This is a genomic window from Mycobacterium sp. (genome assembly GCF_004298145.1).
Lineage (GTDB): Bacteria > Actinomycetota > Actinomycetes > Mycobacteriales > Mycobacteriaceae > Mycobacterium.
The window spans coordinates 76,457-102,191 of record NZ_SCRH01000015.1 but is presented as its reverse complement, the minus strand read 5'-3'; the positions used below and the strand labels follow the sequence as shown (position 1 = coordinate 102,191).

General features: G+C 66.8%; 28 protein-coding genes, 2 tRNA genes and 1 pseudogene. 22 read left to right on the top strand and 9 right to left on the bottom strand.

All coding sequences use genetic code 11. The features are described from left to right. Positions 1-23 precede the first annotated feature (23 nt). The 4 genes from EPN51_RS06100 to EPN51_RS06085 all read left to right on the top strand — a co-directional run bounded on the left by EPN51_RS06100 (position 24) and on the right by EPN51_RS06085 (position 2,769). A complete protein-coding gene (locus EPN51_RS06100) occupies positions 24-1,478 on the top strand; it encodes a trypsin-like peptidase domain-containing protein (RefSeq protein WP_293038644.1) in 1,455 nt (484 codons plus the stop codon). Between the two features lie 59 nt (positions 1,479-1,537). Continuing rightward, entirely contained in the window at positions 1,538-2,035 is a 498-nt protein-coding gene (locus EPN51_RS06095; protein ID WP_067167795.1) for a MogA/MoaB family molybdenum cofactor biosynthesis protein, read from the top strand. Between the two features lie 22 nt (positions 2,036-2,057). Next, entirely contained in the window at positions 2,058-2,186 is a 129-nt protein-coding gene (locus EPN51_RS06090) for a hypothetical protein (RefSeq protein WP_293038634.1), read from the top strand. A 160-nt stretch (positions 2,187-2,346) separates the two neighbouring features. Further along, on the top strand, positions 2,347-2,769 hold the full coding sequence (locus EPN51_RS06085; protein ID WP_293038631.1) for an MscL family protein: 423 nt from the start codon (positions 2,347-2,349) through the stop codon (positions 2,767-2,769). 37 nt (positions 2,770-2,806) lie between these two features. On the opposite strand, the gene EPN51_RS06080 is transcribed toward EPN51_RS06085, so the two are convergent. From EPN51_RS06080 to EPN51_RS06070, 3 genes are all read right to left on the bottom strand, one after another. Continuing rightward, a complete protein-coding gene (locus tag EPN51_RS06080) occupies positions 2,807-3,487 on the bottom strand; it encodes an SAF domain-containing protein (protein WP_293038628.1) in 681 nt (226 codons plus the stop codon). 64 nt (positions 3,488-3,551) lie between these two features. Then, entirely contained in the window at positions 3,552-3,887 is a 336-nt protein-coding gene (locus EPN51_RS06075; protein ID WP_293038625.1) for an FmdB family zinc ribbon protein, read from the bottom strand. An 88-nt stretch (positions 3,888-3,975) separates the two neighbouring features. Beyond that, positions 3,976-4,575: a 5-formyltetrahydrofolate cyclo-ligase gene (locus tag EPN51_RS06070; RefSeq protein ID WP_293038622.1), complete on the bottom strand. Its 600-nt coding sequence runs from the start codon at positions 4,573-4,575 to the stop codon at positions 3,976-3,978. A gap of 76 nt (positions 4,576-4,651) precedes the next feature. Here EPN51_RS06070 and EPN51_RS06065 point away from each other — a divergent pair, with 76 nt between their 5' ends. The 6 genes and pseudogenes from EPN51_RS06065 to EPN51_RS06040 form a co-directional block, all read left to right on the top strand. Further along, the gene (locus EPN51_RS06065) at positions 4,652-5,563 is read left to right on the top strand and encodes a UTP--glucose-1-phosphate uridylyltransferase (protein ID WP_293038619.1); all 912 of its coding nucleotides are present in this window, start codon (positions 4,652-4,654) and stop codon (positions 5,561-5,563) included. A 109-nt stretch (positions 5,564-5,672) separates the two neighbouring features. Further along, positions 5,673-6,962 (top strand): gephyrin-like molybdotransferase Glp, encoded by a 1,290-nt coding sequence (glp, locus tag EPN51_RS06060; protein ID WP_293038616.1) that lies wholly within the window; start codon positions 5,673-5,675, stop codon positions 6,960-6,962. A 22-nt stretch (positions 6,963-6,984) separates the two neighbouring features. Then, a complete protein-coding gene (locus EPN51_RS06055; protein ID WP_293038613.1) occupies positions 6,985-7,638 on the top strand; it encodes a GNAT family protein in 654 nt (217 codons plus the stop codon). A gap of 202 nt (positions 7,639-7,840) precedes the next feature. Next, on the top strand, positions 7,841-8,896 hold the full coding sequence (glpR, locus tag EPN51_RS06050; protein ID WP_293038972.1) for a gephyrin-like molybdotransferase receptor GlpR: 1,056 nt from the start codon (positions 7,841-7,843) through the stop codon (positions 8,894-8,896). A 50-nt stretch (positions 8,897-8,946) separates the two neighbouring features. Continuing rightward, a tRNA-Ala gene (locus tag EPN51_RS06045) sits at positions 8,947-9,019 on the top strand. Between the two features lie 99 nt (positions 9,020-9,118). After that, positions 9,119-9,217: pseudogene (locus tag EPN51_RS06040) on the top strand (helix-turn-helix domain-containing protein); the annotation flags it as partial. Here EPN51_RS06040 and EPN51_RS06035 read toward each other — a convergent pair. Genes EPN51_RS06035 through EPN51_RS06025 form a run of 3 tightly spaced genes read right to left on the bottom strand, consistent with a single transcriptional unit; the run spans position 9,214 to position 12,963 of the window. Further along, positions 9,214-10,425, bottom strand: a complete 1,212-nt coding sequence (locus EPN51_RS06035; RefSeq protein WP_293038610.1) for a cytochrome P450 — start codon at positions 10,423-10,425, stop codon at positions 9,214-9,216. The pseudogene EPN51_RS06040 and the gene EPN51_RS06035 sit on opposite strands and share 4 nt — an antisense overlap. A 25-nt stretch (positions 10,426-10,450) precedes the next feature. Next, positions 10,451-11,731, bottom strand: a complete 1,281-nt coding sequence (locus tag EPN51_RS06030) for a DUF427 domain-containing protein (protein ID WP_293038608.1) — start codon at positions 11,729-11,731, stop codon at positions 10,451-10,453. After that, entirely contained in the window at positions 11,728-12,963 is a 1,236-nt protein-coding gene (locus EPN51_RS06025; protein ID WP_293038606.1) for a cytochrome P450, read from the bottom strand. Before EPN51_RS06025 ends, EPN51_RS06030 begins: the two co-directional genes overlap by 4 nt. A gap of 170 nt (positions 12,964-13,133) precedes the next feature. On the opposite strand from EPN51_RS06025, the gene EPN51_RS06020 reads away from it, so the two are divergent. The 3 genes from EPN51_RS06020 (at position 13,134) to EPN51_RS06010 (ending at position 14,772) form a co-directional block, all read left to right on the top strand. Next, positions 13,134-13,727: a TetR/AcrR family transcriptional regulator gene (locus tag EPN51_RS06020; RefSeq protein WP_293038603.1), complete on the top strand. Its 594-nt coding sequence runs from the start codon at positions 13,134-13,136 to the stop codon at positions 13,725-13,727. A gap of 178 nt (positions 13,728-13,905) precedes the next feature. Next, positions 13,906-13,990 (top strand) — tRNA-Ala (locus tag EPN51_RS06015). Between the two features lie 275 nt (positions 13,991-14,265). Next, positions 14,266-14,772 (top strand): formate dehydrogenase, encoded by a 507-nt coding sequence (locus tag EPN51_RS06010; protein WP_293038600.1) that lies wholly within the window; start codon positions 14,266-14,268, stop codon positions 14,770-14,772. Positions 14,773-14,901: 129 nt separating this feature from the next. Here EPN51_RS06010 and EPN51_RS06005 read toward each other — a convergent pair whose 3' ends face one another. Next, the gene (locus tag EPN51_RS06005; RefSeq protein WP_293038969.1) at positions 14,902-15,510 is read right to left on the bottom strand and encodes a TetR/AcrR family transcriptional regulator; all 609 of its coding nucleotides are present in this window, start codon (positions 15,508-15,510) and stop codon (positions 14,902-14,904) included. A gap of 91 nt (positions 15,511-15,601) precedes the next feature. Here EPN51_RS06005 and EPN51_RS06000 point away from each other — a divergent pair, with 91 nt between their 5' ends. The 5 genes from EPN51_RS06000 to EPN51_RS05980 all read left to right on the top strand — a co-directional run bounded on the left by EPN51_RS06000 (position 15,602) and on the right by EPN51_RS05980 (position 20,329). After that, the gene (locus EPN51_RS06000; RefSeq protein ID WP_293038597.1) at positions 15,602-16,771 is read left to right on the top strand and encodes an SRPBCC family protein; all 1,170 of its coding nucleotides are present in this window, start codon (positions 15,602-15,604) and stop codon (positions 16,769-16,771) included. A gap of 76 nt (positions 16,772-16,847) precedes the next feature. Next, a complete protein-coding gene (locus EPN51_RS05995) occupies positions 16,848-17,981 on the top strand; it encodes a peptidase M42 (protein ID WP_293038594.1) in 1,134 nt (377 codons plus the stop codon). A gap of 158 nt (positions 17,982-18,139) precedes the next feature. Then, positions 18,140-19,156 (top strand): GHMP kinase, encoded by a 1,017-nt coding sequence (locus tag EPN51_RS05990; RefSeq protein WP_293038591.1) that lies wholly within the window; start codon positions 18,140-18,142, stop codon positions 19,154-19,156. After that, the gene (locus EPN51_RS05985) at positions 19,144-19,761 is read left to right on the top strand and encodes an SIS domain-containing protein (protein ID WP_293038588.1); all 618 of its coding nucleotides are present in this window, start codon (positions 19,144-19,146) and stop codon (positions 19,759-19,761) included. Before EPN51_RS05990 ends, EPN51_RS05985 begins: the two co-directional genes overlap by 13 nt. Before the next feature lie 13 nt (positions 19,762-19,774). Then, entirely contained in the window at positions 19,775-20,329 is a 555-nt protein-coding gene (locus EPN51_RS05980; RefSeq protein ID WP_293038585.1) for an HAD-IIIA family hydrolase, read from the top strand. Here the strand turns inward: EPN51_RS05980 and EPN51_RS05975 are convergent. Beyond that, positions 20,326-21,072, bottom strand: coding sequence for a WecB/TagA/CpsF family glycosyltransferase (locus tag EPN51_RS05975; protein ID WP_293038582.1), 747 nt, complete (start codon positions 21,070-21,072; stop codon positions 20,326-20,328). The two genes, EPN51_RS05980 and EPN51_RS05975, sit on opposite strands and share 4 nt — an antisense overlap. Before the next feature lie 349 nt (positions 21,073-21,421). Between EPN51_RS05975 and EPN51_RS05970 the strand changes: the two genes are divergently transcribed. Genes EPN51_RS05970 through EPN51_RS05960 form a run of 3 tightly spaced genes read left to right on the top strand, consistent with a single transcriptional unit; the run spans position 21,422 to position 23,796 of the window. Then, on the top strand, positions 21,422-22,372 hold the full coding sequence (locus EPN51_RS05970; RefSeq protein WP_293038966.1) for a GNAT family N-acetyltransferase: 951 nt from the start codon (positions 21,422-21,424) through the stop codon (positions 22,370-22,372). A gap of 56 nt (positions 22,373-22,428) precedes the next feature. Then, the gene (locus tag EPN51_RS05965) at positions 22,429-23,118 is read left to right on the top strand and encodes a DUF5642 family protein (protein ID WP_293038579.1); all 690 of its coding nucleotides are present in this window, start codon (positions 22,429-22,431) and stop codon (positions 23,116-23,118) included. Positions 23,119-23,145: 27 nt separating this feature from the next. Next, positions 23,146-23,796 carry a DUF5642 family protein gene (locus tag EPN51_RS05960; RefSeq protein ID WP_293038576.1) on the top strand — a complete coding sequence of 217 codons (651 nt, stop codon included), beginning with the start codon at positions 23,146-23,148 and terminating at the stop codon, positions 23,794-23,796. Here EPN51_RS05960 and EPN51_RS05955 read toward each other — a convergent pair. After that, positions 23,793-24,389 (bottom strand): alpha-ketoglutarate-dependent dioxygenase AlkB, encoded by a 597-nt coding sequence (locus EPN51_RS05955; protein ID WP_293038573.1) that lies wholly within the window; start codon positions 24,387-24,389, stop codon positions 23,793-23,795. The two genes, EPN51_RS05960 and EPN51_RS05955, sit on opposite strands and share 4 nt — an antisense overlap. 95 nt (positions 24,390-24,484) lie before the next feature. Here EPN51_RS05955 and arcA point away from each other — a divergent pair, with 95 nt between their 5' ends. Beyond that, positions 24,485-25,699: an arginine deiminase gene (gene arcA / locus EPN51_RS05950; protein WP_293038571.1), complete on the top strand. Its 1,215-nt coding sequence runs from the start codon at positions 24,485-24,487 to the stop codon at positions 25,697-25,699. Positions 25,700-25,735 lie beyond the last annotated feature (36 nt).

The window sequence follows — 25,735 nt, the reverse complement described above, 5'->3', positions numbered from 1 at the left end:
TAGAGGAAGAGCGACTTAGCGACATGACGAATGACCCGAGGTATTCGCCACCGCCGCAGCAGCCGGGATACCCGCCCGCGCCGAATCAGACTGCGCCCGTCCCGAGCCATGCGGGGTCCTCAGGCTATGCCCAGGGGCATCAGCAGCCGTACAACCAGCAGTTTGACTGGCGCTATCGGTCGCAGACAACCCAGTTCCGCCCGCCCTACGAACCGTTCAGCAACAGCAGGCCCGGCCGGCTCCCCGGGCCCGGCCCGATCCCCGGGGCGGGCCCGATTCCCGGCATGCTGCCTGGAATGCCCGCCGCGCCGGAACCGCGGAAGCGTTCTCGCGCAGGACTTTTGACCGTCGGTGCGGTGGCTATCGCGGTGGTGTCGGCCGGTATCGGCGGTGCGGCGGCAACGGCCATCGAGCTTGGCAACCACGCGACGAGCAATGGCGGCGGGCGCATCGCGGGCGCGGCGCCCAGCGTCCCGGCCGCGAACATGCCGCCGGGCAGCGTCGAGCAGGTCGCCTCCAAAGTCGTGCCCAGCGTCGTGATGCTCGAGACCGATATCGGGAGACAGTCCGAAGAGGGCTCCGGCATCATCCTGTCGACAGACGGGCTGATCCTGACCAACAACCACGTGGTCGCGGCCGCGGCGGCACCGCCCAAGGGCCCCGGGGGTCCCCCCGGGGCTCCGGTGCCTCCCGGCGGCCCGGGCGGTCCGGCGCCGAAAACCACGGTGACCTTCTCTGACGGTCGCACCGCCCCGTTCACGGTCGTCGGTGCCGACCCCACCAGCGACATCGCCGTGATTCGCGTGCAGGGCATGTCCGGGCTCACGCCCATCTCGCTGGGCTCTTCGTCGGATCTCCATGTCGGTCAGCCGGTGGTGGCGATCGGGTCGCCCTTGGGTCTGTCGGGCACGGTGACCACCGGAATCGTGAGCGCGCTCAACCGGCCGGTGTCCACGACCGGTGAGTCGGGCAACCAGAACACCGTGCTGGACGCGATCCAAACCGATGCCGCGATCAACCCCGGTAACTCCGGCGGCGCGCTGGTCAACATGAACGGCCAGCTGGTGGGCGTCAACTCGGCCATCGCCACCCTGGGCGGCGAGTCGCCGGACGCCCAGAGCGGCTCGATCGGTCTGGGCTTCGCGATCCCGGTCGATCAAGCCAAGCGCATCACCGACGAGCTGATCGCGACCGGCAAGGCGTCCCACGCCTCGCTCGGTGTTCAGGTGACCAGCGACAAAGGCACCCCGGGCGCCAAAGTTGTCGACGTCGTCGCGGGTGGTGCGGCCGCGAGCGCCGGTTTGCCCAAGAACGTGGTCGTCACCAAGGTCGACGACCGCCCGATCAACAGCGCCGACGCATTGGTCGCCGCCGTACGGTCCAGGGCGCCCGGCGACAAGATCACGCTGACCTTTTCCGATCCCGCCGGTGGCGGCAGCCGGAGTTTGCCGGTCACCCTCGGGAAGGCGGACCAGTAGTGAGAGTGGACGAACCCTCGGCGACCGGATTGTCGGAGCTCGGATATACGGTTGCACCCATGGAAACGGGTGCGGAATTGGTCGTTGGCCGGGCTCTGGTCGTGGTGGTCGACGATCGCACCGCCCACGGGGACGAGGACCACAGCGGCCCGCTGGTAACCGAACTGTTGACCGAGGCGGGATTCGTCGTCGACGGTGTGGTCGCGGTCGCCGCCGACGAGGTCGAGATCCGCAATGCGCTGAACACCGCCGTGATCGGCGGGGTGGACCTGGTTGTCTCGGTCGGCGGGACGGGCGTGACCCCCCGCGACGTCACCCCGGAGGCCACCCGCGAGATCCTGGATCGCGAAATCCTTGGCATCGCCGAGGCTATCCGCGGCTCGGGGCTGTCGGCAGGCATCGTCGATGCCGGTTTGTCACGCGGTCTGGCCGGTGTTTCCGGCAGTACGTTGGTGGTCAACCTGGCCGGCTCGCGCTATGCGGTGCGCGACGGAATGGCGACGCTGAATCCGTTGGCGGCCCAGATCATCGGGCAGTTGTCGAGCCTGGAAATTTGATTCGCGTTCCCCGGGATTAGTTGTGACCAGACCTCCCAGTTTCGACCCCGAATCGGTTTCGGGAACTCAGGAGTCGACGGACGGGCTCGACCCGGACGCCGACGAGCACGAGCAGTGGTTGCGGGAGAACGTGCCCCCACACCACGGTTGAGCGGCGGACTCGACCGAGGGTCTGGTTGCCGACGTCACGACGCGGTCAACCTTTGGCGACTAATTGCCCGAGAAATGTGTGATAGCGCACAACCTGGCATAGCGTTTTCCGGGGGCGGCGGCGTGTCGCCCTGGTAATTGGCGCTACGGGAGGTGTGCGCATGCTAAAGGGATTCAAGAGTTTTGTGATGCGCGGTGACGTGATCACCGTGGCCATCGGTCTGGTCGTGGCCCTGGCCTTCTCGAACCTCGTCAAGGCCTTCACCGACAGCGTGGTCAACCCGCTGGTCGCGGCCGTGCAGCCCGGTGCCAAGTTCGGATTGGGTTGGCAACTCGGCGACGCGGGCAACAGGGCGACCTTCGTCGACATCGGATCGTTCATCTCGGCGATCATCTATTTCGTCGTCTTCATGACGGCCGTGTACTTCATGATCGTGGTGCCTTATAAGCACATCCAGGCCCGCCGTGGGGTCACCGTGTTCGGAGAGGAACCGGCGACCAAGGCGTGCTCGGAGTGCATGTCCGACATCCCGGACGGCGCGCGCAAGTGCAAATACTGTGCCAGCCTCCAGACGGCCGCCTGATCCAGTGCGTTTGGGGGGCGAAGCCGCGGCGACGCACTCAGTGCAGGGTGAGCGTCACCGCCTGACCTAGCGCCGAGCCCGCCACCGTGTTCGCCACGCGAGCCGGCAGCGCGACCAACACGACGCGGTCGCTCTCGGCGGCCTGGAGTTTTTCCCTGGCCGACACGAGCACCACGACGGCGTCGGTGGCCACTACCTTGGGGGCGGCGTGGGCGGTCTCCGGCGAACCGGTCGCCGGTGCGGCCAGCACGTCGACCACGTCCCCGACGCGAACGAGGTCGATCAAGGCGCCGTCCGCCAGACGCAGCGGCACGATACGGGCCCCGGGTCCCGCCTTCGACCCGATTGCGGCCTCGGCCAGCCGGCTGCCCAGTAACCGGACGTCGGTGAGCACCTCGCCGCGCCTCGCCGGGCCGGCCAGCGTCGAACCCACGACGGCATCCACGTCGGCGCGTACCCCGTCGGGAACCGTTGAGGCCAAACGTTTTTCGAGTCGAACGTCGGCGGCGGTCAACGCGGCACCGGGCCGCAGGTCATGCTCGGCGACCACCACCTGCGCGTAGTCACCGTCGGGATTGGAACGCAGCGTCGCGATCCCGGCCAGCACGACGAGCCCGCTCGCGGCGACACGGCGCGCCAGCACAGTACGAGTCCAGTCCGGCCGCAACCACAGCGACAGCCGGCTCAATGCGCTTGGGTTCAGCGATGATTCGCCCACGCCGCAACGGTAGGCGCAACGCGATGGGCAGGCTGGCGGTCAGCGACGCCGGTGTGGATAACCCTCAGCTGGTGGCGGCAGCGGCCGACGCCGTGGAGCTGCTGCTCGACTTCTCGCTCGAGCTGGACTTCTCACTGGAATTGGACTTTTCGCTCGAACCCGAGCTCGATCCCGAGTCGGTCGACGAGGACCCATTGCCGGAGGTGCTGGACTTCTTGCCGGACTCGCGGCTGTCGGTGCGGTAGAAACCGCTGCCCTTGAACACCACTCCGACGGAGTTGAAGCGCTTGCGCAGCCGACCGGAGCAGCGTTTGCACGTGGTCAGCGCGTCGTCGGTGAAGGCCTGCACGATGTCGAAGCGATCGTCGCACTCGGTGCACTGATAGCTGTAAGTCGGCACGAAAACCTCCGGATGATTGCAAACGTGGTTAGCACTCTAGCGTCTCAAGTGCTAGAACCGCCACGTGACCTGTCTCATTCCCGACGCATCACCGCGGAACGAGGGCGATTAATCCGCCCCGCGGCGTGAGCGCGTGGGTCATGGGAACGTCGTGCGGGCCGGCCGGGATCTCGTCGAGCAATTCCGCGTCGCGGACGATCGCGACCAGCGGTGCTTGCGGGTCGTGGCCGCGCAGCGAGCGATCGTAGAAGCCCCGGCCCCGGCCCAGCCGCACCCCGCCGCGGTCGACGGCCAGCGCCGGCACCAGTACCAGGCCGCACTCCGCCAGGGCCGATGCCGGCAGCCACGGCTGTGGCGGCTCGAGCAATCCCCACCGGCCGGTCGTCAGCGTGCCGGGCCGGTATTCGCCCCAGGACAGCGGCAGCGGCGTGTTGTCGGCGGTGGTGCGCGCAACCGGCAGCAGCACCCGCCCAGAGCGCCGCAGCAACATATCCAACAGTTCGATCGACCCCGGCTCGGTGCCCACCGGCACGTAGGCGCAGACCGTGGTGTCGCTGGTCAGCATGTTTTCCAGGGCTTCCAGCTTGTCCCGCAACAGCTGCGCCTCGGCGGCCCGAACGTCGTCGGCAACGCGACGCCGGGCCGCGAGCACCTGTTCGCGCAACGTGGCCTTGCCCGTGGTCGCCATGCGTCAACCATGACAGTCAGGACTTTGCCCGCGCCACATCGAGTCGGCCAGGCGGATGCGGGTTATCGTGTGAACAATGTCATGCCCAAACGTGGTGGTGCCACGCACGGCTGTTGTGCCCGCCGCCGGTCTCGGTACCCGCTTCTTGCCGGCGACCAAAACGGTCCCCAAGGAACTGCTGCCGGTCGTCGATACCCCGGGCATAGAGCTGGTCGCGGCCGAGGCGGCCGAAGCCGGCGCCGAGCGCCTGGTGATCATCACCTCCGAGGGCAAGGACGGTGTCGTCGCGCATTTCGTCGAAGACCTGGTGCTGGAAAGCACGCTCGAGGAGCGCGGCAAAACGGCGATGCTCGACAAGGTCCGGCGCGCGCCGCGGCTGATCAAGGTCGAGTCCGTCGTGCAGAGCGAACCGCTGGGGTTGGGTCACGCGATCGGGTGCGTGGAATCGCGGCTGTCCGACGACGAGGACTCGATCGCGGTGCTGCTGCCCGACGACCTGGTGCTGCCGACCGGCGTGTTGGGGACGATGTCGAAGGTGCGAGCCCACTACGGCGGCACGGTGTTGTGCGCCATCGAGGTGACTCCCGAAGAGATCAGCGCCTACGGGGTTTTCGACGTCGAACCGGTGCCCGACGACGACAATCCCGACGTGCTCCGGGTCAAGAGCATGGTCGAGAAGCCCAAGGCCGAGGACGCGCCGTCGCTGTTCGCCGCGGCGGGTCGATACGTGCTCGACCGCGCCATCTTCGACGCGCTGCGCCGCATCGAGCGCGGGGCCGGTGGTGAAGTGCAACTCACCGATGGGATCGCGCTGCTGATTTCGGAGGGCCACCCCGTGCATGTCGTCGTGCACCGCGGATCTCGACACGACTTGGGAAATCCTGGCGGCTACCTCAAGGCTGCGGTTGACTTTGCATTGGATCGTGACGACTACGGCCCGGAATTGCGGCAATGGTTGGTGGCGCGGTTAGGCCTGGCCGAGCAGTAGCCCGGCGGTACCCGGCCGGCGGAACGCTTAGCGGTCCCGGGCGGGGATGCCCCGCCCGCGCAGTGAGCGGGCCGGGCGCCCGCCGGGATTGAGGGCAGAGAGGCGCGCTGTGCGTTCTGTGGAGGAGCAGCAGGCCCGGATCACGGCGGCCGCGGTGGCCCCGCGGCCGATACGTGTGGCGATCGCCGAGGCGCAGGGATTGATGTGCGCCGAGGAGGTGGTGACCGAACGCCCGATGCCCGGTTTCGATCAGGCCGCGATCGACGGCTATGCGGTGCGCAGCGTCGACGTCCTCGGTGTCGGCGAGGTGGGCAGCGACAGTCTCCCCGAGCCGGTCGACGACTCACCCGAGAACGACGGGCGCGACGGGCTGGTGCTGCCGGTGATGGGAACCGTCGAGGCCGGGTCGCGCACACCCAGCCGCTTGCAGCCACGCCAGGCCGTCCGGGTGCAGACCGGAGCGCCGCTGCCCACGCTGTCCGACGCCGTCCTGCCGTTGCGGTGGACCGACGGCGGAACGTCGCGCGTCCGGATCTACCGGGGGGCGCCGTCGGGCGCCTACGTGCGCCGCGCCGGCGACGACGTCCAGCCCGGAGACGTCGCGGTGCGCGCCGGAACGGTGATCGGCGCGGCCCAGGTCGGGCTGCTCGCTGCGGTCGGCCGCGAACGCGTGCTGGTCCATCCGCGGCCGCGGGTCACGATCATGGCGCTGGGCGGCGAACTGGTCGACATTTCGCGCACCCCGGGAAACGGGCAGGTCTACGACGTCAACTCCTATGCGCTGGCGGCGGCGGCCCGCGATGCCGGTGCCGAGGTCAACCGCATTGGGATCGTCGGCGGCGGCCCCAAGGAGCTGCGCGACGTCGTCGAGGGCCAGATCAATCGCGCCGAGGTCATCGTCGTCGCCGGCGCGGTCGGGGGCGCCGCGGCCGAGACGGTGCGCTCGGTTCTCTCCGAGCTCGGGGAGATAGAGGTGGTTCGGGTTGCCATGCATCCCGGATCCGTCCAGGGTTTCGGGCAGCTGGGCCGCGAGGGCGTTCCGACGTTTTTGTTGCCGGCCAACCCGGTGAGCGCGCTGGTGGTTTTCGAGGTGATGGTGCGCCCGCTGATCCGGTTGTCGCTGGGCAAACGCCAGCCGATGCGCCGCGTCGTGCAGGCCCGCACGCTCTCGCCCATCACGTCGGTGGCGGGGCGCAAGGGTTACCTGCGCGGCCAGCTGATGCGGGACCAGGAGAGCGGGGAGTATCTGGTGCAGGCGCTCGGCGGCGCCCCGGGCGCGTCATCGCACCTGCTGGCCACCCTCGCCGAAGCCAACTGTCTGGTTGTGATGCCCAGCGGCGCCGAGCAGATTCGCACCGGCGAGATCGTCGACGTCGCCTTCTTGGCTCAGCGCGGCTGAGCGGAACCGGACCACGCCCACCGTGAACCTGTTGCGCTCCAATTCTCGTCATCCGGGCTGGCCCATGAGCGTTGGGCCGCTGCGGGTTCCGGCGGGCGTGGTCCGGCTGCGGGCGGTGCGGCTGCGCGACGGGGCGCAGTGGAGCCGGATCCGGCTGACCGATCGTGCGCATCTGGAGCCGTGGGAGCCCAGCTCCGAGGGTGACTGGACGGCCCGGCACGCCGTGGGCGCCTGGCCGGCGTTGTGCTCCGGCCTGCGTGCCGAGGCCCGCCAGGGTCGCATGCTGCCCTATGTCATCGAACTCGACGGGCGCTTCTGCGGGCAGTTGACCGTCGGCAACGTCACCCACGGGTCGCTGCGGTCGGCGTGGATCGGCTATTGGGTGCCGCGCTCGGCCACCGGCGGCGGGGTGGCGACCGCGGCCTTGGCCCTGGGGCTCGATCACTGCTTCGGGCCGGTCATGTTGCACCGGGTGGAGGCCACCGTGCGCCCGGAAAACGCCGCCAGCCGGGCCGTGTTGGCAAAGGTGGGGTTTCGCCAGGAGGGCGTATTGCAGCGCTACCTCGAAGTCGACAAGGCGTGGCGCGATCACCTGCTGATGGCGATCACCGCCGAAGAGGTCACCGGATCGGTGGCATCGGCGCTGGTCAGAGCCGGTAGCGCAAGCTGGGCGTGACGCCCGCCCGGTGATTGGGACCGTGGGCGGCGCCCCGAGGGAGACCGAATCTTTGTCGATCTGGGACTAGCGCGACACGAGTGACTCATGGTGCTTGTGGGAGGCAAATTACAGGTGTGTAATTGTCCTGGTCGTCATGACCCGGCCGCGTTGGCTACCGATGGGCTTCGCGGGGGACGAGAACCGAAGAGAGCAGGTCATCATGCCAAGCATCCCGCAATCATTGTTGTGGATATCGCTCGTGGTGCTGTGGCTGTTCGTCTTGGTGCCGATGCTCGTCAGCAAACGCGACGCGGTGCGTCGCACCAGCGACGTGGCGTTGGCGACCCGAGTCCTCAACGGCGGGGCTAACTCCCGGCTGATCAAGCGCAGCGGCCCGGCCGCCGGCCATCGCAGCGATCCCGACTGGCAGCCGCCGGAAGGCTCGGCCGACACCGACCTCGACGAGGAGCACTTGGCCGAGGACGAAGACAGCGACCGGGAAATGGACGACGACGCCGACACCGAGGAGCTGAGCCGCCGGCGCCCGGTGGTCATGAAGATGGCGGTCGCCGAAGCCGACGAGCCCGACTACCTCGACGTCGACGTCATCGAGGATTCCGCCGCACTTCCGGTGGGGGCCAGCGGTTCTGCGGCCGAGGTCGTCGACGAGGAGCCTGCTGAGCCCGTCGAGGACGACGACGTCGACACCGAGGCCGTCGCGAAACACGATGACGAGGACAGCTACGAGTACGTCGAGGACTCGTCCGGGTTGGAGCCCGCGGCCGACGGTGACGAAGCCGACGACGAGGTGCCGGCCCCGATCCCGCGCAACGCCGCGCGGCGGCGCCGGTTCGACACCAAGACCGCCGCCGCGGTCAGCGCCCGCAAGTACGCGTTCCGCAAGAAGGTCCTGGTGGTGATGGCGGTCGTCCTGGTCGGCTCGGCCACCGCGGCGTTCAAGATCTCCCCGAGCGCCTGGTGGGTGTGCGGCACCGCGATCGGCATCACCCTGCTGTACCTGGGTTATCTGCGGCGCCAGACGCGCATCGAGGAGAAGATCCGCCGCCGCCGGATGCAGCGGATGGCGCGGGCGCGCCTCGGCGTCGAGAACGCCTACGACCGCGAGTACGACGTGGTGCCGTCGCGGCTGCGCCGCCCGGGCGCGGTGGTGCTGGAAATCGACGACGAGGACCCGGTCTTCGAGCACCTGGATTATGCGACGGCGATGCGGACCTTCGGTTGGCCGCGGGACTTGCCGCGCGCCGTCGGCGAGTAGTGCCGGCAGTTCGGCGGTTGGTGCCGCGGCTGGTAGCCTGCTAGCGATCAGGGGCTATGGCGCAGTTGGTAGCGCGACTCGTTCGCATCGAGTAGGTCAGGGGTTCGATTCCCCTTAGCTCCACAAAGTTTGAGCAGGTCAGGGCGTATAGAGGCCGTTAGGGAACTTCCGCCGTCCGCAGGGCGTCCGCAGTAACCTGGATTGCCTCGTTCAGGCGGTCTGCAACTTCGTCGCAGCGGGGAATCGGCTACGACTATTGCGACGGCTCTTGGCGTTAGTCGTGCCACGGTCTACAGGGTTCTCGGAGAAGCCCTGACCTAGTCGAGGACCTTGACGGGTAACGTCTTCCAGCCAACGACGTTCGCCATCTGAACCCGTTCGCACCTGTCGAAGTCGACGTCGTATCGGGGCATGAAGTCGAGTAGCTTCTCCAACGCGATGGCGCTTTCCATGCGAGCCAGGGCGGCACCGAGGCAACTGTGGATGCCGTATCCGAGGCCGAGATTCTGAGCCTCGGTGCGGTCTCGGTCGATGTCGAAGATGTCGGCGTTAGTCCACGCCAGGTGGTCGCGATTGGCCGACCCTCCAATCAGGAATACCGGGGCACCCTCGGGGATCGTTTGTCCGTGCAGGTGAACGTCTTTCGTGGCGACGCGCACGTTGTATTGCGCAGGTGCCTCGTACCGCAGTAATTCTTCGACCGCAGCGGGAATCCGGCTGCGATCATCGAGCAACTTCTGCCATTGGTGTGGGTGCCTGGCGAAGAGGTAGATCGCGCTGCCGACGAGCTTGGTCACGGTTTCGGCTCCCGCTCCGCCGAGCATCGTTGCGAATGCGGCGATTTCGATGTCGTCGAGTCGAGTTTTCTCGCCGTCATCACGGACCAATTCGGCTTCGAGCAACTTAGTGAGCAGATCGTCTCGGGGTTCGGCGCGGCGTTCTTCGATTAGCCCGTAGTAGTACATCGCGGTGTCAAGGGAGGCTTGAGCGCCGTCCTCCGTCAGTTCGAGTTGTCCGACCTCGCGTGTTAGGGACAAGTCGATCCAGTGCCGCACCTGTTGTGCGTCTTCCTCAGGTGCGCCGAGCATGTTGGTGATGACTTCGACGGGAAACGGTGCGGCGAAGTCACCGACGGCATCGAATCCGTCGGGGTCGACCCGGCGGAGGTGCTTGTCGATCTTCTCGGTGGCCATCTGTTTCTGGGCTTGGATTGCTCTTGGCGTAAAGACTTTGTTGAGCAAGCTGCGCATGTCGCGATGGCTGGGAGGGTCCATCATGATGATCATGCGTGGGCCGGTGTCGACGGGTATTCCGTTGCGGATCGTGGCGAGGTCGGTTCCACGGGCCGACGAGTACGTCGCCGAGTCTTTGAACGCAGGCGCGACATCGGCGTGTCGGGTCAGTGCGTAGAAGTCGAAGTCGGCGTTGTAGTAAACCGGTTGCTCATCGCGCATGCGTCGGTAAGTCCCGTAGGCCCCGTTGAAGAAGTCCTCCGAGAACGGGTCAAAGTTGATTTCGGCGGTCGTCACTGCGCCCTCCACTGCGTCAGATAAATCACATGGCAGTGCGGTTGTCGCGGCCCATCGCTGCCGGGGTGCGGTCGAAGGCGCGTGCCATGGCCTGCACCGTGTACGACGCCGCGAGGCGACCGTCGGATGTGAAGACTTTGCCGTTGCCTTGGATCAGTCCACGCCCTGACCAAAAGGCATGATTGCTGTACAGCAGCCAGTCGCTGACGTCGACTTCATCGTGAAAGGCGATGCTGCTCGTCATGACTCCGGTTGACACGGTGTCGTGTGCCTGAGCTTCACCGAAACCGTGATGCGGTGACATGCCGGCGGCAATGGTCCAGTGTGTGGTCGATTGGGCGAGAAGCGCAGTGTGCAAGTACGACTCGTCGGGCGCGTCACGGAAGCGGACCCATACGTCGATCTGGGGCGGTCCGATGCGCTCGGGGTCGGGATCGTAGGCTCCGTCGACGATTCGTATCTCGCGTCCGGTGACTCCGAATCCGGGGAAGCTCTCCGCCCCGTCGGGTCCTGGTACGTCGGGCATAGGTGGCTGATCACGGATGAGATCGGGCGCACCGGAATCGGCGAGGACTATCGCGACGCAACACAGTGCCCCGTGCTGAGTGGCGTGAACTTGAGTCGTGGAGAAGGTTCTGCCGTGCCGAAGAACTTCGACGGCGAGGTCGACGGGCGCATCGAAGGCCGCTGATTTTGTGAAGATGGTGGATACAGAGGTAACTCGTTGACTTGCAAGCGTTTTGGATGCTGCGACGATGGATTCTGCGACAAGTTGACCACCCTCGACCACGTTGCGCCAGGTGGGTCCGTGCGCGGGACCGATGAACCGGCCCTCACCGGCGGGCTCGACATCAATGATCCGCAATAACTCACTCGCATCGCCCCAGACTGGGAAGGAGGCTGGCACGCTTCTGCCGCCGGGCCACCGCTCCACAATTTCGATGCGTAGCTGGTGGCTGTAGAACGCCGCATAGCCCGCGATTCCTGCGACCTCGGGGAGCGGAGTGCGATACGTCCAGGCGACGCCCTTGGCGTGGTCGTGGGCACCTGCGAGGTCCCAGTAGTTAGCGCGACCCTTGAACGGGCATTCCGTCGTGTGAGCTGAGGGCATCAACAGGTCCCATCGGACATCGGACTTCGGGAAGTACAGTCGGTCGATGTGATCTGTCTCGGTCACTACTAGGCAGTCGTCGCTTTCGGCGATGAGTGTGTCGTCGTGCCATACCTGGCCGGTGTACTGGCACGGCGCGATGTCGATCCGGTAGTCGGGGTGGACGGGCCACGCCGATTCGACTTGACCGCTCACGACCTGGCGTCGGCTTGGTGTCGCGATTTTTCGCCGGTCAGTGCGGGCATGGTTTCCCAGCCTCGGACGGTTGAGGTGGTCGACATCCGTGCTGCCGAGAGGTCGACGTCCCACTCAGGGAACCTTTTCAGAATTTCTTCGAGTGCGACGCGCCCTTCTAGGCGCGCCAGGGCGGCACCAAGGCAGAAGTGCGCACCGACAGCGAAAGCGATATGTGATCGGTTTTGGCGGTGAATGTTGAACATCTCGGCGTCGGGACCGAATTGGCGGTCATCTCGGTTTGCCGAACTGATGAGGAGTGTCATCACGCTGCCGCTAGGCACCTGCTGGCCGTAGTATTCGACGTCGCGTGTGACGTAACGCGATACAAACGGAGCGGGTCCTTCGAAGCGCAATAACTCCTCGACCGCCTGAGGGATCAGACCCGGATCGGCGACGAGTTCCCTTCGTTGGTCGGGGTGCTCGGCGAGCACTTTTGCGGCCCATCCGATAAGCCGTGCTGTGGTCTCGTTGCCTGCAAGGGCGACCATGTTGACGTACATGAGCAGCTCGGCGCGCTCCAAGTGACGAGTGACTCCATGCTCGTCCTCGAACTGCACATTGAGCAGTTCGGTGACGATGTCGTCGGACGGATTATCGGCCCGCCAGTCGATGTAGTCCGCCCACAGTTGACCGTCGTCGAATCCGGTCGACGCGGACTCCATGGGCTGACCCGCCTCGGTGGTCAGAATCGCGTTCGCGTGGTCGCGGGACCTCAGTTGGTCCTCATCGGGGAAGCCCAACAGCATGCCAATGACCCGCATGGGCAGTTCCGCGCCGAAGTCCGTGACGAAGTCGAACCCGCCTGCACCGACGAGCGGGTCGAGGCTGCGCACGCAGAACTCTCGAATCTGAGGCTCCAGTGCGCTGATCTTGCGCGGAGTGAACATTCGCGACAACAGCCTTCGGTGAATGTCATGTCGGGGTGGGTCCTCCGCGACGATAAGACCTGACGGAATCTCCATATCCGCCTTGATGAACTCCAAGATGTCGCCGCGTGCGGAACTGAACGTCTTGTTGTCGAAGAGAGCCTTCTCGACATTTGTGTAGCGGCTCAGCGCGAAGAAATCGTGTTGCTCGTTGTAGTAGAGCGGCATCTCGTCTCGTAGCCGCCGGTACACGGGGTAGGGGTCGGCGACGAGGTCGACATCGTAAGGGTCAAAACGAATCTCACCAGTGGTGTTGCGGGCCATCGCGTCGCTCCTCTAGCTGTCCGACGTGCGGATGAGTTTGCCGCTAGCCGGACTCTGCCATGTTTTTAAGCGCCTGCTTAAAAGTTAAGCACCTGCTTAACATATCATGGTGGAGCCGGTCAACCCGATAGCCTGACCTGTCGGTACGTACGAAGAATGCGAGCGCATGAATGGCATCGCCAAAACGGATCGCGTCGCCGAATGCGAAGACGCGCACCGTGATACTGGATGCAGCCGAGCAACTGATGTTCGAAGAGGGCTGGGCAGCCGTCACTGGCCGCCGCGTTGCGCAGAGAGCCGGCCTCGGCTCTCAGCTCGTCCACTACCACTTCGGCACGATGGACGATCTCCTTCGAGCGGTTTTCCAACGCCAAGCCGAAAAAGGGTCCACGGCTCATGCAGAAGCCCTTGAATCGCCTCAGCCTCTGTGGTCACTCTGGCGGATGATTCGGGACGCCCCTTTCAGCAAGTGGACTATGGAGGTTCTTGCCCTGGCGAACCATCGTCCGCAACTCGCCGCCGAACTACGCCACTACGCGCAGACGTTCCGCGCCGAGCAAGCTGAGATGGTCGCCGCCGTGTTGAAGAAATATGACGTCGACGAACGAAGCGTTCCGCCCATGGCGGTGGCATTCCTGATGACCGTCATCCCGCCGGTCCTTTTCATGGAGGACCAACTCGACATCACCGCAGGGCACGCCGAGATAGTCGGCCTCGTTGAGCGATACCTGCGCGAGGTCGAGGGGGAACCCACTCCGCATTAGGCAACGTCGCGGTTGGAGCCTCCACTGAAATGGGACGGGGTGGGGGGTAGCGCCTTGGCCCTTCGCCATGCGCCTTGAACAGCCCAGCGTCCTCTCTCTCCGGCACGCGTCCGCAGCAGTTCCTCTTGCGGTCTGCGTTGGCCAACGTCGCCAACTCGACGACCAGCGCATTTCTAGCGGAGCCAACGCCGTCAACATGCACACACGCCCAGGCCGACTCGTCCGCATCGAGTAGGTCAGGGGTTCGATTCCCTTTAGCTCCACAGAGTTTGAGCAGGTCAGGACGGTAGTCGAGCGTCAGGCTTCCGAAGCCGTCCGTTGCGGCATCGAGACGCCGGCGACCTCGTCCAGGTCCTCGTAGAACTAAGTCCGCGTACACATCCAGCGTCGCCGACGCCGTGGCCGAGCAATCGCTGCAACGACCATCCTGACGAGCCGGAGGCGGTCTCGAGCCGGTAACGCTATGGCGTGTCGGGATTTCACCGCCGGTCGGTTCTGAGATCGTTGGACATATCGCGATGGAACGCAAGGAGGCGGCGTGAGCCCCACTCACATTTTCTTCGTGTCGGCTCTCGTCGTCATGCTGGTAGTCGGGATCGCGGCAATCATGTTCTCCGGAAAGCGGTTCCGCCCTGAAGCGACCCTGGCGATTGTGTTGACGGTGGTTACCGTCGCGGGCTGGGTCTGGCGGATGCCACGGGGGTGGTACACGATTTCGCAAATCGCTTGGCGCTACCGGCTAAAGACGTCTCAGGTCCGGGAGGTCGCGGACAAGCTCGGCATGAGGGCCTTCAACCGTGGTGCGCTGGTCCCTCCCGCACAGCGGAAGAAGATGCATCCCGAACTGATGCGTCTGAAGAAGCGTAAGGCGGTACGCGAGCCGAGGGCAGCGCAGGACACCCGACTGGTCTACGAATCCTCGGCCGCGCAGTCTGATTTCCTGGAGGAGGCCGATCGCATGCAGTTCTCCGGGGAGGAGCTATTGCGACATCTGCGTCCGAGTAGTACCCATTTCCTGGCAGACGTCGAGGACGAGGCGGTCTGACGAAATCAGCTGGGGCCAGGGCGGACCGACGCCCTCGCACCTCCTCGTCTCGTTGGCGGACCGGACGCCGTGAGCTGATACCGGGACCGGACCGCCGCCGAACGTGAGCGGCGGTTCACGGGCAAGTAGCTAGCGCTCGACGGCGGCGTGGGCACGCACCGACGGCGCGATCCAGTCTTCAAGGAACTTTCGCAGCTCCAACCCGGTGCGCGGCGGGCGGCCCGGATCCACGATCAATGACTGCAGCGTGCGCAGCATGATTTCGACCAGTTCGTCCAGCCGGCCCGCGGCGAATCCCGCTGCGGCCCAATCGACGTCGAACCGGCGCAGGATCGACCGGCCGAACGAAATGGCCATGTCCGAGGTGACCCCCGCGGTGAACGCGCTGGCCTTGCCGGGCTGGAACACCAGGCTGAGGTACTTGTCGTGGGCGAGTTGCTCGAAGGTGTAGGCGATGCCCTCCACCACGGCCTCGGTCGGGTCGGTGATCGAACCCAGATGTGCCGCAAGCCGATCCAGAAACCCATCGACCGACGACAGCGCCGTCGCACCCAAGAGCGTCTCGTGGGTGGGGAAGTACCGGTAAATCGTCTGCCGGGTCACGCCGAGCGTCGACGCCACCTCGGACACGCTCACGGTCCCGCGCGCGTCGATCGCGCGTCGCGTCGCGGTCAGGATGCGCGCGATCGCCTCATCGTCGTCGGCCGGGATGTCACCCGACCAGCCGTGCCGGCGCATGGCGTGATCGTCGCACACGCCGCGCCCGAGCTTGACAATACAAACAATAGTGATTGTATGGTCCGAGACATCGGGGGTGAAGGAGACGAGCGTGACGACGATCGACAGCCCGGTGAGCGGCACCGACGAGACGTTGACCCGGCGGGGCCTGCGTCACGCCCTGGAGAAAACGACCGACCTGGCCGAGCGTGAACTGCGGGTGCCCCTGCACTACTACCGCGACCCCAAGATCACCGAGATCGAGGAGTCGCAGATTCTGCGCCGGGTGCCGCTGGCCATCGTCCCGTCGGCGCAGGTGCCGAACACCAACGACTACGTCGTGCGCTCGGTGCTGGGCGACTCGCTGTTGGTGACCCGCGATCGAACCGGGGCCAGCCACGTCTTGCTCAACTACTGCCGGCACCGGGGCGCGATGCCGGCCCGCGGATCGGGCAACGCCGCACGCTTCGTCTGCCCGTATCACGCCTGGACGTACAAGAACACCGGTGAACTGTTCACGGTCCCGGGCAAGGCCGGCTTCGACTCGATGGACACCAAGGACTACGGCCTGGTCGAACTGCCCTCCGAGGAGCGACACGGCTTCATCTGGGCGGTGCTGACCGCCGACGCGACCATCGACCTCGACGAACACCTGGGCGACTTCGCTGCCGAACTCGCGCTGTGGGACTACGCGTCCTACGGCTATCACACCGAGCGCGAATTCACCTCCGACGTGTCATGGAAGGGCGCCCTGGAGGCGTTCGCCGAGGGCTACCACTTTCCGTACGTCCACGGCGAAAGCCTGATCGGGCAGAACACCCTGGCCAACACGATGGTCTACGACGGGTTCGACAAGCATCACCGCATCGGGTTTCCGTTCACCTGGATCACCAACGCGGACACCGATCCGTCGGCCTCGCTCGAACCGGTGGCGAACATGGGGGTGATCTACTGGGTGTATCCGAACCTCGTCCTGGCCAACAGCCCGGTGGGGGTGGAGATCATCGACATATTGCCCGCCGGTGAGCCGACCCGGTGCACGGTGCGCCACAGTTGGATGGGGCGCATCCCGGCTACCAGCGATGAGATGAGAGCGGCCTACGACGCGGTCTTCGAGGGGGTGCACGCGGCCGTTCGCGACGAGGACTTCGCCATGCTGCCCCAGTGCGGCGAGGGCGTCCGGCACGGCCAGCACGACCACATGATCATCGGACGCAACGAAATCGCCGTCCAGCACATGATCAAGGTGTTCGCCCAAGAACTCGGCGTCGCACTCGCCTGACATCATTTGAGCGTTTGCGATAGTCGCAGGCCATCGCGGGTACTGATCCTCTGAACCCAATGACGGAGAGGATCTCATGGCGCAGCGCGACCGCGATTCGACCGACGAGTTGCTGCAAGAACTCCTGTGGACCTATGGGCCGTGCGGGCAGGAGGACGAGGTCCGCGCCGTCATCGCCCGCGAACTGCAACCCGTCGTCGACGACATGTGGACCGACGACGCCGGAAACCTGATCGGATACATCGCCGCCAACGCCTCGAGCGACGACGCCGGGGCGCCCGATCACCGTCACCGGACGGCGGCCATACCCGGCACCGCGACGCGGGTCATGGCGCACATGGACGAGCTGTCGATGATCGTCAAGCGCGTGGAGCCCGACGGCACCCTGCATCTGACGCAGCTGGGCACGATGTACCCGGGTAACTTCGGACTGGGCCCGGTCGCCGTGCTCGGCGACAACGAAACCCTCACCGCGGTACTGACTCTCGGCTCCGAGCACACCACCGAAGAAAGCTCGCGGATCTGGGAGACCAAGCCCGATCAGGGCGACCGCGCGCTGGACTGGCATCACGTGTACGTCTTCTCCGGCCGCAGCACCGAGGAGTTGGCGGCCGCGGGCGTGCACGCCGGCACCCGCGTGTGCGTCGACCGCAGCAAGAGATCGGTGGTCGAGATCGGAGACTACGTCGGCGCCTACTTCCTCGACGACCGCGCCGCGGTCACCGCGCTGCTGAACGTCGCCCGCGTGCTGCGCGAGGGTGACCAACGGCCCGCCGACGACGCCTACCTCGTGTTCACCACCAACGAAGAGATCGGCGGGGTGGGGGGCAGCTACGCCAGCGCCACCCTGCCCGGCGACCTCACGCTCGCCCTGGAAGTCGGCCCCACCGAACGCGAATACCGCACCAGCGTCACCGGCGGACCGATCATCGGCTACAGCGACGCGTTGTGCGTTTACGACAAAAAGGTCGCCGACCGGCTGCTGAAAATCGCCACCGACCGGGGGCTGTCGCCCCAGCCGGCCGCGCTGGGCGCGTTCGAATCCGACGCGTCGCACTCCAAGGCCAACGGGCTGACCGCGCGCGCCGGCCTGCTGTGCCTGCCCACGCTGAGCACCCACGGCTACGAGGTCATCGCGCGCAGCGCGATCGACGACATGGCCGCGATCGTGGTCGATTTCGTGCTCGAGCCCAGCAACCAGACCGCCTGAACATCGCTGCGGACCGCGCCGGGCGGAGTCCGGCGAAAACGCGACAATCGTGCTGGTCAGCTTGTTAGGCTGGCGACGCTTCCGGACGCAGAACGATGGGGTTGGCACGTGGTAAGCGTGGTCTCGCAGCTGGGCGAATCGCTCGCGGGGGAATCCCCATGACACGTCCGCGAATTCGCGCACGCGCGCCGCTGCGGATCTCGTTCGCCGGTGGCGGCACCGACGTGCCACCGTTCCCGGCGACCGAAGGCGGCTGCGTCCTGTCGGCGACCATCGATCGCTACGCCCAGGGATCGCTTGCCCCGCGCACCGATCGCCGGGTCAGCATCGAGTCGGTGGACTTCAAGACCACGCACGAGATGACGCTCGACAGCGAGATTCTCTACGACGGCAGCCTCGATCTGATCAAGGCCGCGGTGCGCAGATTCGGCCGTGACGGCACGGACGGCTATGACCTGGTGCTGCGTTCCAGCGCCCCGCCCGGCTCGGGGCTGGGCTCGTCGTCGACGATGATGGTCGCGCTCACCGGCCTGCTCGCCGAGCACTACCGGCTGCCCATGGGCGAATACGAGACGGCCCAACTGGCGTGTGCCATCGAACGCGAGGATTTGGGCATCGCCGGCGGCATGCAGGACATGTACGCCGCGACGTTCGGCGGGTTCAACTTCATCGAATTCACCGACCGGGTGATCGTCAATCCGCTGCGGATCCGCGACGAGACCGCCTTCGAGCTCGAGCTCAGCCTGCTGCTGTGCTACACGGGCATCACCCGGGACTCCGCGCGGGTGATCGAGGACCAAACACGGCGTGCCACAACGGGTTCGGATGACACCCTCGCGGGGCTGCGGGCCCAGAAGGACCTGGCGGTCGCGATGAAGGCCGCGCTGTTGACGGGCAAGCTGAACGACTTCGGTGCGCTGCTGGGCGAAGCGTGGACCCAGAAGAAACGCATGTCGCCCTACATCACCAACGAGCGCATCGACGATCTCTACGAGCTGGCCCGGAAAAACGGGGCACTGGGCGGCAAGCTCACCGGAGCCGGTGGTGGGGGATACATCCTGCTGTTCTGCGACTTCGCCAAGAAGCACCGCCTCATCGAAGCCCTCGAGGGCGCCGGCGCGGGCATCACCGAATTCGCCTTCGAGAGCAAGGGATTGACGACATGGCAGGCTTGACCGGTTCGGACGTGGTCCCGCCGAACGTGGAGCTGGTCCAGCAGCGCTTGGCCGAAACCATCGCGGTCAAGCGGCAAATGCAGCAGGGTGATTTCGCCGCACAGACCGTCGAGGTGGCGCGGGTCATCATCGGCGCGCTGCGCGCGGGGGGAAAGGCGATCTTCTTCGGCAACGGCGGGTCGGCGCAAGACGCCGGACACCTGGCGGCCGAACTCATGGGCCGCTTCGCTTTTGACCGTCCGGGCCTGGCCGCGATCAGCCTCCCCGACGCCACGGCGGCGATGACGGCCATCGGAAACGACTACTCCTATGACGAGGTGTTCGCCCGCCAGGTCCTCGCCGCCGGGCGCCCCGGGGACGTGGTGATCGGACTGACCACATCGGGCAACTCTCCCAACGTCGTTCGCGCGCTCGAGGTGGCCGGCCAGGCGGGGATGGCGACCGTCACGCTCACCGGTGCGCACGGCGGCAAGGTGGCCGGCGTGGCCGACCTGTGCATCCGGGTTCCCAGCGAGGACACCGCGCGCATTCAGGAGGCATGCCTGCACCTGGGCCACTCGATTTGCGAAATGGTCGAAGCGGCACTGTTTCCCAGGCCCTCCTGACCTCGGTCCGACGATGGCCGCACCCGATCTGCGCAACGTGCGCACCGTGTTCCTGGACCGGGACGGCACCGTCAACGTCAAGGCCGCCGAGGGCGAGTACATCCGATCACCCGCCGAGCTGGTTCTGTTGCCGGGTGCGGCGGCGGCGCTGGCCGCCCTCAACGCCGCCGGCCTGCGGACCATCCTGGTGACCAACCAGCGGTGGCTCTCCGAACCCGGCTCCGACCCAGCGCATTTCGCCGCCGTCCAGTGGCGTCTGCAAGAATTGCTCGCGGACGCGGGCGCCCGGATCGACGCCACCTACCATTGTCCGCACGCGGCGAACAGTTGCGACTGCCGCAAACCCGGCACCGGCATGTTGTTACGCGCGGCGGCCGAACACGGTATCGATCTGACGGAATCGGTGATGATCGGGGACACCGACATCGACATGATGACGGGCAGAGCGGCCGGAACGGCGACCATCCTGCTTCGCGCCGGCGGGAAGCCATCCGTCGACGCCGACGTCGTGGTCGACGATCTGGCCGCCGCCGTGGAGCTGATCGTGAATAACCAAGCGGCACACTAGTTGCGGGTAAATCGGTGGGCCGTCGAGCGGGCCACCAACGCGAGCGCAAACGGCAGATCGTCGCGCAGATACCTGCGGGCAAGCCGTCGCGGTTCGAGCGCCAGCCGGTGCAACCATTCGAACCCGAGCCGCTGGATCATCGGAGCGGCCCGGCGCACCACGCCGGCGGTCATCGCGATACCCCCGCCGCACGCGAGGCACCAGGCATTCGGCAATTCTCGGCGCAGCCGTTCGATGAGGCGTTCCTGACGAGGGAAGCCCAAGCCGACAAGGACCAGATCGGGTGCCGTGCTGACGACGGCGGTGATCACCCGCCGCGTCCCCTCCTCGGTGCTATCGAAGCCGAACGCCGGTGACGCGGTTCCGGCGATCCGAAGATCGGCGCAGCGGGCGGCCAGCGCCTCGGCCGCCCGCTGCGGCACCCCGTCGACGCCTCCGAGCAGATAGACCGACTTCTTGGCGGCGGCCGCGGCCGCCGCCAACGGGACGATCAGCGACGAGCCGGCCACGCGCTCCGGCAGCCTCTCGCCCCTGGCCCGCGCCGCCCACACCAGTGGCATCCCGTCGGCGACCACCAGCGATCCCCGGGCGATCAGTTCGGCCAGCCCGGCGTCTCGACCGGCCGCCCGGGCCACGTCGATGTTGACCGGGATGATCGAGCCGCCGCGGCCGCCCGCCCAGGCCGCCTTGACGACGTCGACCACCTGGTGTTGCGTCAGCGCGTCGAACCAGAGATCACCCACCTGGACTTTGGCAGGCCCTGCGCCGGCCGGCTTCGGTGCTATAACCTCGGGCCCCCATCCGGTGCGATCGCACGTGCTTCAAGCAGCGCTGCCCCGATCATCATGCCCGACTTACCCCGAGTGATCTCGCGATTGGACCGCACGTCCTTGCCGGAGCCGCAACCCTGCTCATAACCTGGCAACATCCGACCGCGTCCAGGAGTGCCGGGCCTGGCGCACCAGACGACGGCAAGCAGGCAGGGCAGGTCATGGCGGCATCGCGACGCGCACACCGGTGTCGCGACGCCGCGGGTGGCGGTCTCTAGCGGTGGCCGGTCTGGCCGGCGCCCGGGCGGACGAGCTGGCGACGATGGACATCTTCGCGGGATGTCCCGCCGAAGACCTTGTGCAGTTGGCCGGCCGCCTGCAGCCGCTGCGCGCCCCCGCCGGCCGTGAGCTGATGCGGCAGGGCGAGCGGGCCGTCTCGTTTCTGCTGATCTCCTCGGGTACCGCGGAGATCAAACACGTCGGCGACGACGGCGTGGTGATCGTCGAGCATGCGACCCCGGGCATGATCGTCGGCGAGATCGCGCTGCTGCGCGACATCCCGCGCACCGCAACGGTGACCACCGCCGAACCGCTGACCGGCTGGATCGGTGACACCGAGGCCTTCGCCAGCATGGTGCGCATCCCCGGCATCACGTCACCGCTGCTACGCACCGTGCGTCAGCGTCTGGCCGCGTTCATCACGCCGATCCCGATCCAGGTTCGGGACGGCACGCAACTGCTGCTGCGCCCGGTGCTCCCCGGTGACAGCGAGCGCACCGTGCAAGGACACATCCGCTTCTCCAGTGACACGCTGTATCGGCGTTTCATGACCCCGCGGATTCCCACCCCGGCGTTGATGCACTACCTGGCGGAGGTCGACTACGTCGATCACTTCGTGTGGGTGGTCACCGACGGCAGCGACCCGGTGGCCGACGCGCGCTTCGTACGCGACGAGAGCGACCCGACGGTCGCCGAGATCGCCTTCACCGTCGCCGACGCCTATCAGGGCCGGGGGATCGGCACGTTTTTGATCTGTGCACTGTCCATCGCCGCCGAGGTCGACGGAATCGAAAGGTTCTCCGCGCGAATGCTTTCCGACAACGTGCCGATGCGCGCGATCATGGACCGCTACGGCGCGGTGTGGCAGCGCGAAGACGTCGGAGTCATCACCACCGTCATCGACGTGCCCCACCGGCGTGACCTGCCATTCCCCCGGGACGAAGCCGAGCAGATCAAGCGCGTCGCCCGGCAGGTGATCGAGGCCGTCGGCTGACGGCGCCGCGCGCGTGGGACGACGGGTGCGGCCGCGTCTTGTGCTATCAACTCCTCATGCGGCCCTTCTGGATTGGCTCGTCGGTGGCTTCGGTCCTCGCGCTGACGGTTGCGGCCTGCGCTCACTCACCCCGGACCGCGCCGTCGGGCACCCCCGCGAAATCGGCCCCGGCGAGCCCCGTCGCCGTCAACCCGGCCAATATCAAGCGGGTGGTGCGCGACCTGCCGCCGGGTTACGAGGTGACGACGGGAATCCCCAGCGCGGCCACGCCGAGGGTGATCTGGGGCCTCGCGGCCGACGCGCGGGCCAAGCCGGCCCGATGCGGGGTACTGGCCGACCCCGGGAACGGGCGCGACCAATCGGCGCAGGGAGTGTCGGGCTCGGGCAGCGGCGGCATCGTCGACGCGGTGGTGGTGGCTTTGCCGGGGCCGGTGGACTTTCCGCACGACCTGGTCGCCTCGTGTGGCCAGTGGTCGGAGACCGCCGGGCGCACGGTGGCGCGGGTACAGCTCGCCGACGCCCCGCATATCGAGGGCGCCGAAACCCTGGGCATGGTGGCCGACATCAAGTCTTCCGTCGAGTCGGGTACCGAAATAGACTCGCGCGTCTACACATTCACCGCGTATCTGGGTAACTACTACGCGTTCACCACGCTGACCACGGATCCCGGCTCGGCGCTTCCGGTGCTGCCTCCGCAATTCGCCGCCGATCTGCTCGCCAAAACGGTGTCCACGTTGCGCAGCTGAGCTAGCGGCTTGGGTAGATTGGCCACGATGTCCAAGGTGTTGCTCGCGGTCGCCGCCGTCTGCGTCCTGGCCGGCTGTTCATCGGCCACCCATCCGGCGAAGGTCGACATCAACAAGGTCGTCGACGTGAAATCAAGCTTCGGACCCGACTACAAGGTCAGCGACATCAGCGAACGGGGAATCGACCCCAAGCTGCTCTCCGGACGCAAGCTGCCCGACGGATTGACATTCGACCCCGCGAGCTGCGCGAAAGTGGCGAGCGGGCCGGAGATGCCGTCGGACCTGCAGGGCAACATGTCCGCCGTCACCGCCGAGGGTCGCGGCAACCGGTTCGTGGTCATCGCGCTGGAGACCTCAAAAGCGTTGCCGTTCAACGACCCCGGAAAGGACTGCACCAAGGTCACCTTCTCCGGGGCGCAGATGCGCGGCGGCATCCAGGTGATCGACACGCCCCAGATCGACAGCACCCGCACGCTGGGCGTGCATCGCGTCCTGCAGGCGCTGACCCCGGGCGGTCCGCGCACCGGCGAACTGTATGACTACTCGGCCCAATTCGGCGACTACCAGGTGATCGTCATCGCCAACCCGTTGGTGGTCCCCGGGCAGCCCGTCGCCGCGGTCGATACCCAGCGCGCCCGCGACCTGCTCGTCAAAGCCGTGACGGCGGTGCGCGGCTAGCGCACGCCGCGGGGCCGGAACTGGATGCTCACCCGCGGGCCGACCGGTGCCGTGGTCTTGGGCACGGCGTGCTCCCAGGTGCGCTGGCATGACCCACCCATCACCAGCAGATCCCCGTGCGCCTGCGGCAGCCGCAGCGAGGGGCCGCCGCCGCGGCGGCGCATCGCGAACGAGCGGGTGGCGCCCAGGCTGACGATCGCCACCATGGTGTCCTGCGAATTTCCGCGGCCGATCGTGTCGCCATGCCAGGCCACGCTGTCGGAGCCGTCGCGATAACAGCACAACCCCACCGTGGTGAACGGTTCACCGAGCTCGCCGGCGTAGATGTCGTTGAGCCGCCGCCGCAGCCGGGCCAACGTCGGATGCGGCGGATCGTCGACCGTGAGGTCGTGAAAGCTCACCAGCCGCGGCACGTCGACCACCCGCTCGTACATCTGCCGGCGTTCCTCGCGCCACGGCACCGTCGACAACAAGGCGTCGAGCAGATCGTCCACGTCGGTCAGCCAGCCGGCGCGGATTTCGATGAACGCGCCGTCACCGAGTTGCCTGCGCTCGGTGTGCTGGAACAGGGAGCCTTGGACCGCAACCTCCACGCGAGCCAGTTTATCGCACATCCGTTCGATCGCGCGGGGCGCGCGGTGGGCGTGTGACGCGACCGTCGAGCCCTGTCCGCCGCTACGGTTGAGTCGTGGGTGTGGTTGAGCTGGGCACCAATACCGAGGTCGGCGCGCTGCGCACGGTCATCGTGCACCGCCCCGGCGCCGAGCTGCTCCGGCTCAACCCGCGCAACGTCGACCAACTGCTGTTCGATGGCCTCCCGTGGGTTGCCCGCGCGCAGGACGAGCACGACCAGTTCGCGGAGCTGCTGCGTTCCCGCGGGGTCGAGGTGCTGCTCCTGTCGGACCTGCTCACCGAGGCGCTGACGAACAGCGGAGCCGCGCGGATGCAGGGCGTCGCCGCCGCCGTCGACGCGCGACGGCTGGGAGTGCCGCTGGCGCAAGAGCTTTCGGGCTACCTGCGGGGCCTGGAGCCGGCCCGGTTGGCGCAGGTGCTGATGGCCGGGATGACGTTCAACGAGTTGCCCGCGGATACCCGGACCGACGTGTCGCTGGTGCTGCGCATGCACCACGGGGGCGATTTCGTCATCGACCCGCTGCCCAACCTGGTGTTCACCCGCGACTCGTCGATCTGGATCGGACCGCGGGTGGTGATCCCGACGCTGGCGTTGCGGGCCCGCGTTCGTGAGGCGTCGCTGACCGATCTCATCTATGCCCATCACCCGCGGTTCACCGGGGTGCGGCGAGCCTACGAGTCACGCACCGCACCCGTCGAGGGCGGTGACGTGCTGCTGCTGGCGCCCGGCGTGGTCGCGGTGGGGGTGGGCGAGCGGACCACCCCCGCCGGTGCGGAAGCGTTGGCCCGCAGCCTGTTCGACGACGGCCTCGCGCACACGGTGCTCGCGGTGCCGATCGCGCAGCGGCGCGCGCAAATGCACCTGGACACGGTGTGCACGATGGTCGACACCGACACCGTGGTGATGTACGCCAACATCGTCGACACGCTGTCGGCGTTCACCATCCAGCGCACGCCCGACGGGGTGGCCATCAGCGATGAGGTCCCCTTCCTGGAGGGTGCGGCCAAGGCGATGGAGATCGACAAACTGCGGGTCATCGATACCGGGCTGGATCCCGTCATCGCCGAACGCGAGCAGTGGGACGACGGCAACAACACGCTGGCGCTGGCGCCCGGCGTCGTCGTCGCCTACGAACGCAACGCGCAGACCAACATTCGCCTGCGGGACGCCGGTATCGAAGTGCTGACCATCGCGGGTTCCGAATTGGGGACCGGCCGCGGCGGCCCCCGCTGCATGTCGTGCCCCGTCGCCCGCGACGCCATTTCATAACGCCGCGAGACTGTAACTGGCAACGCATTTCCCGAG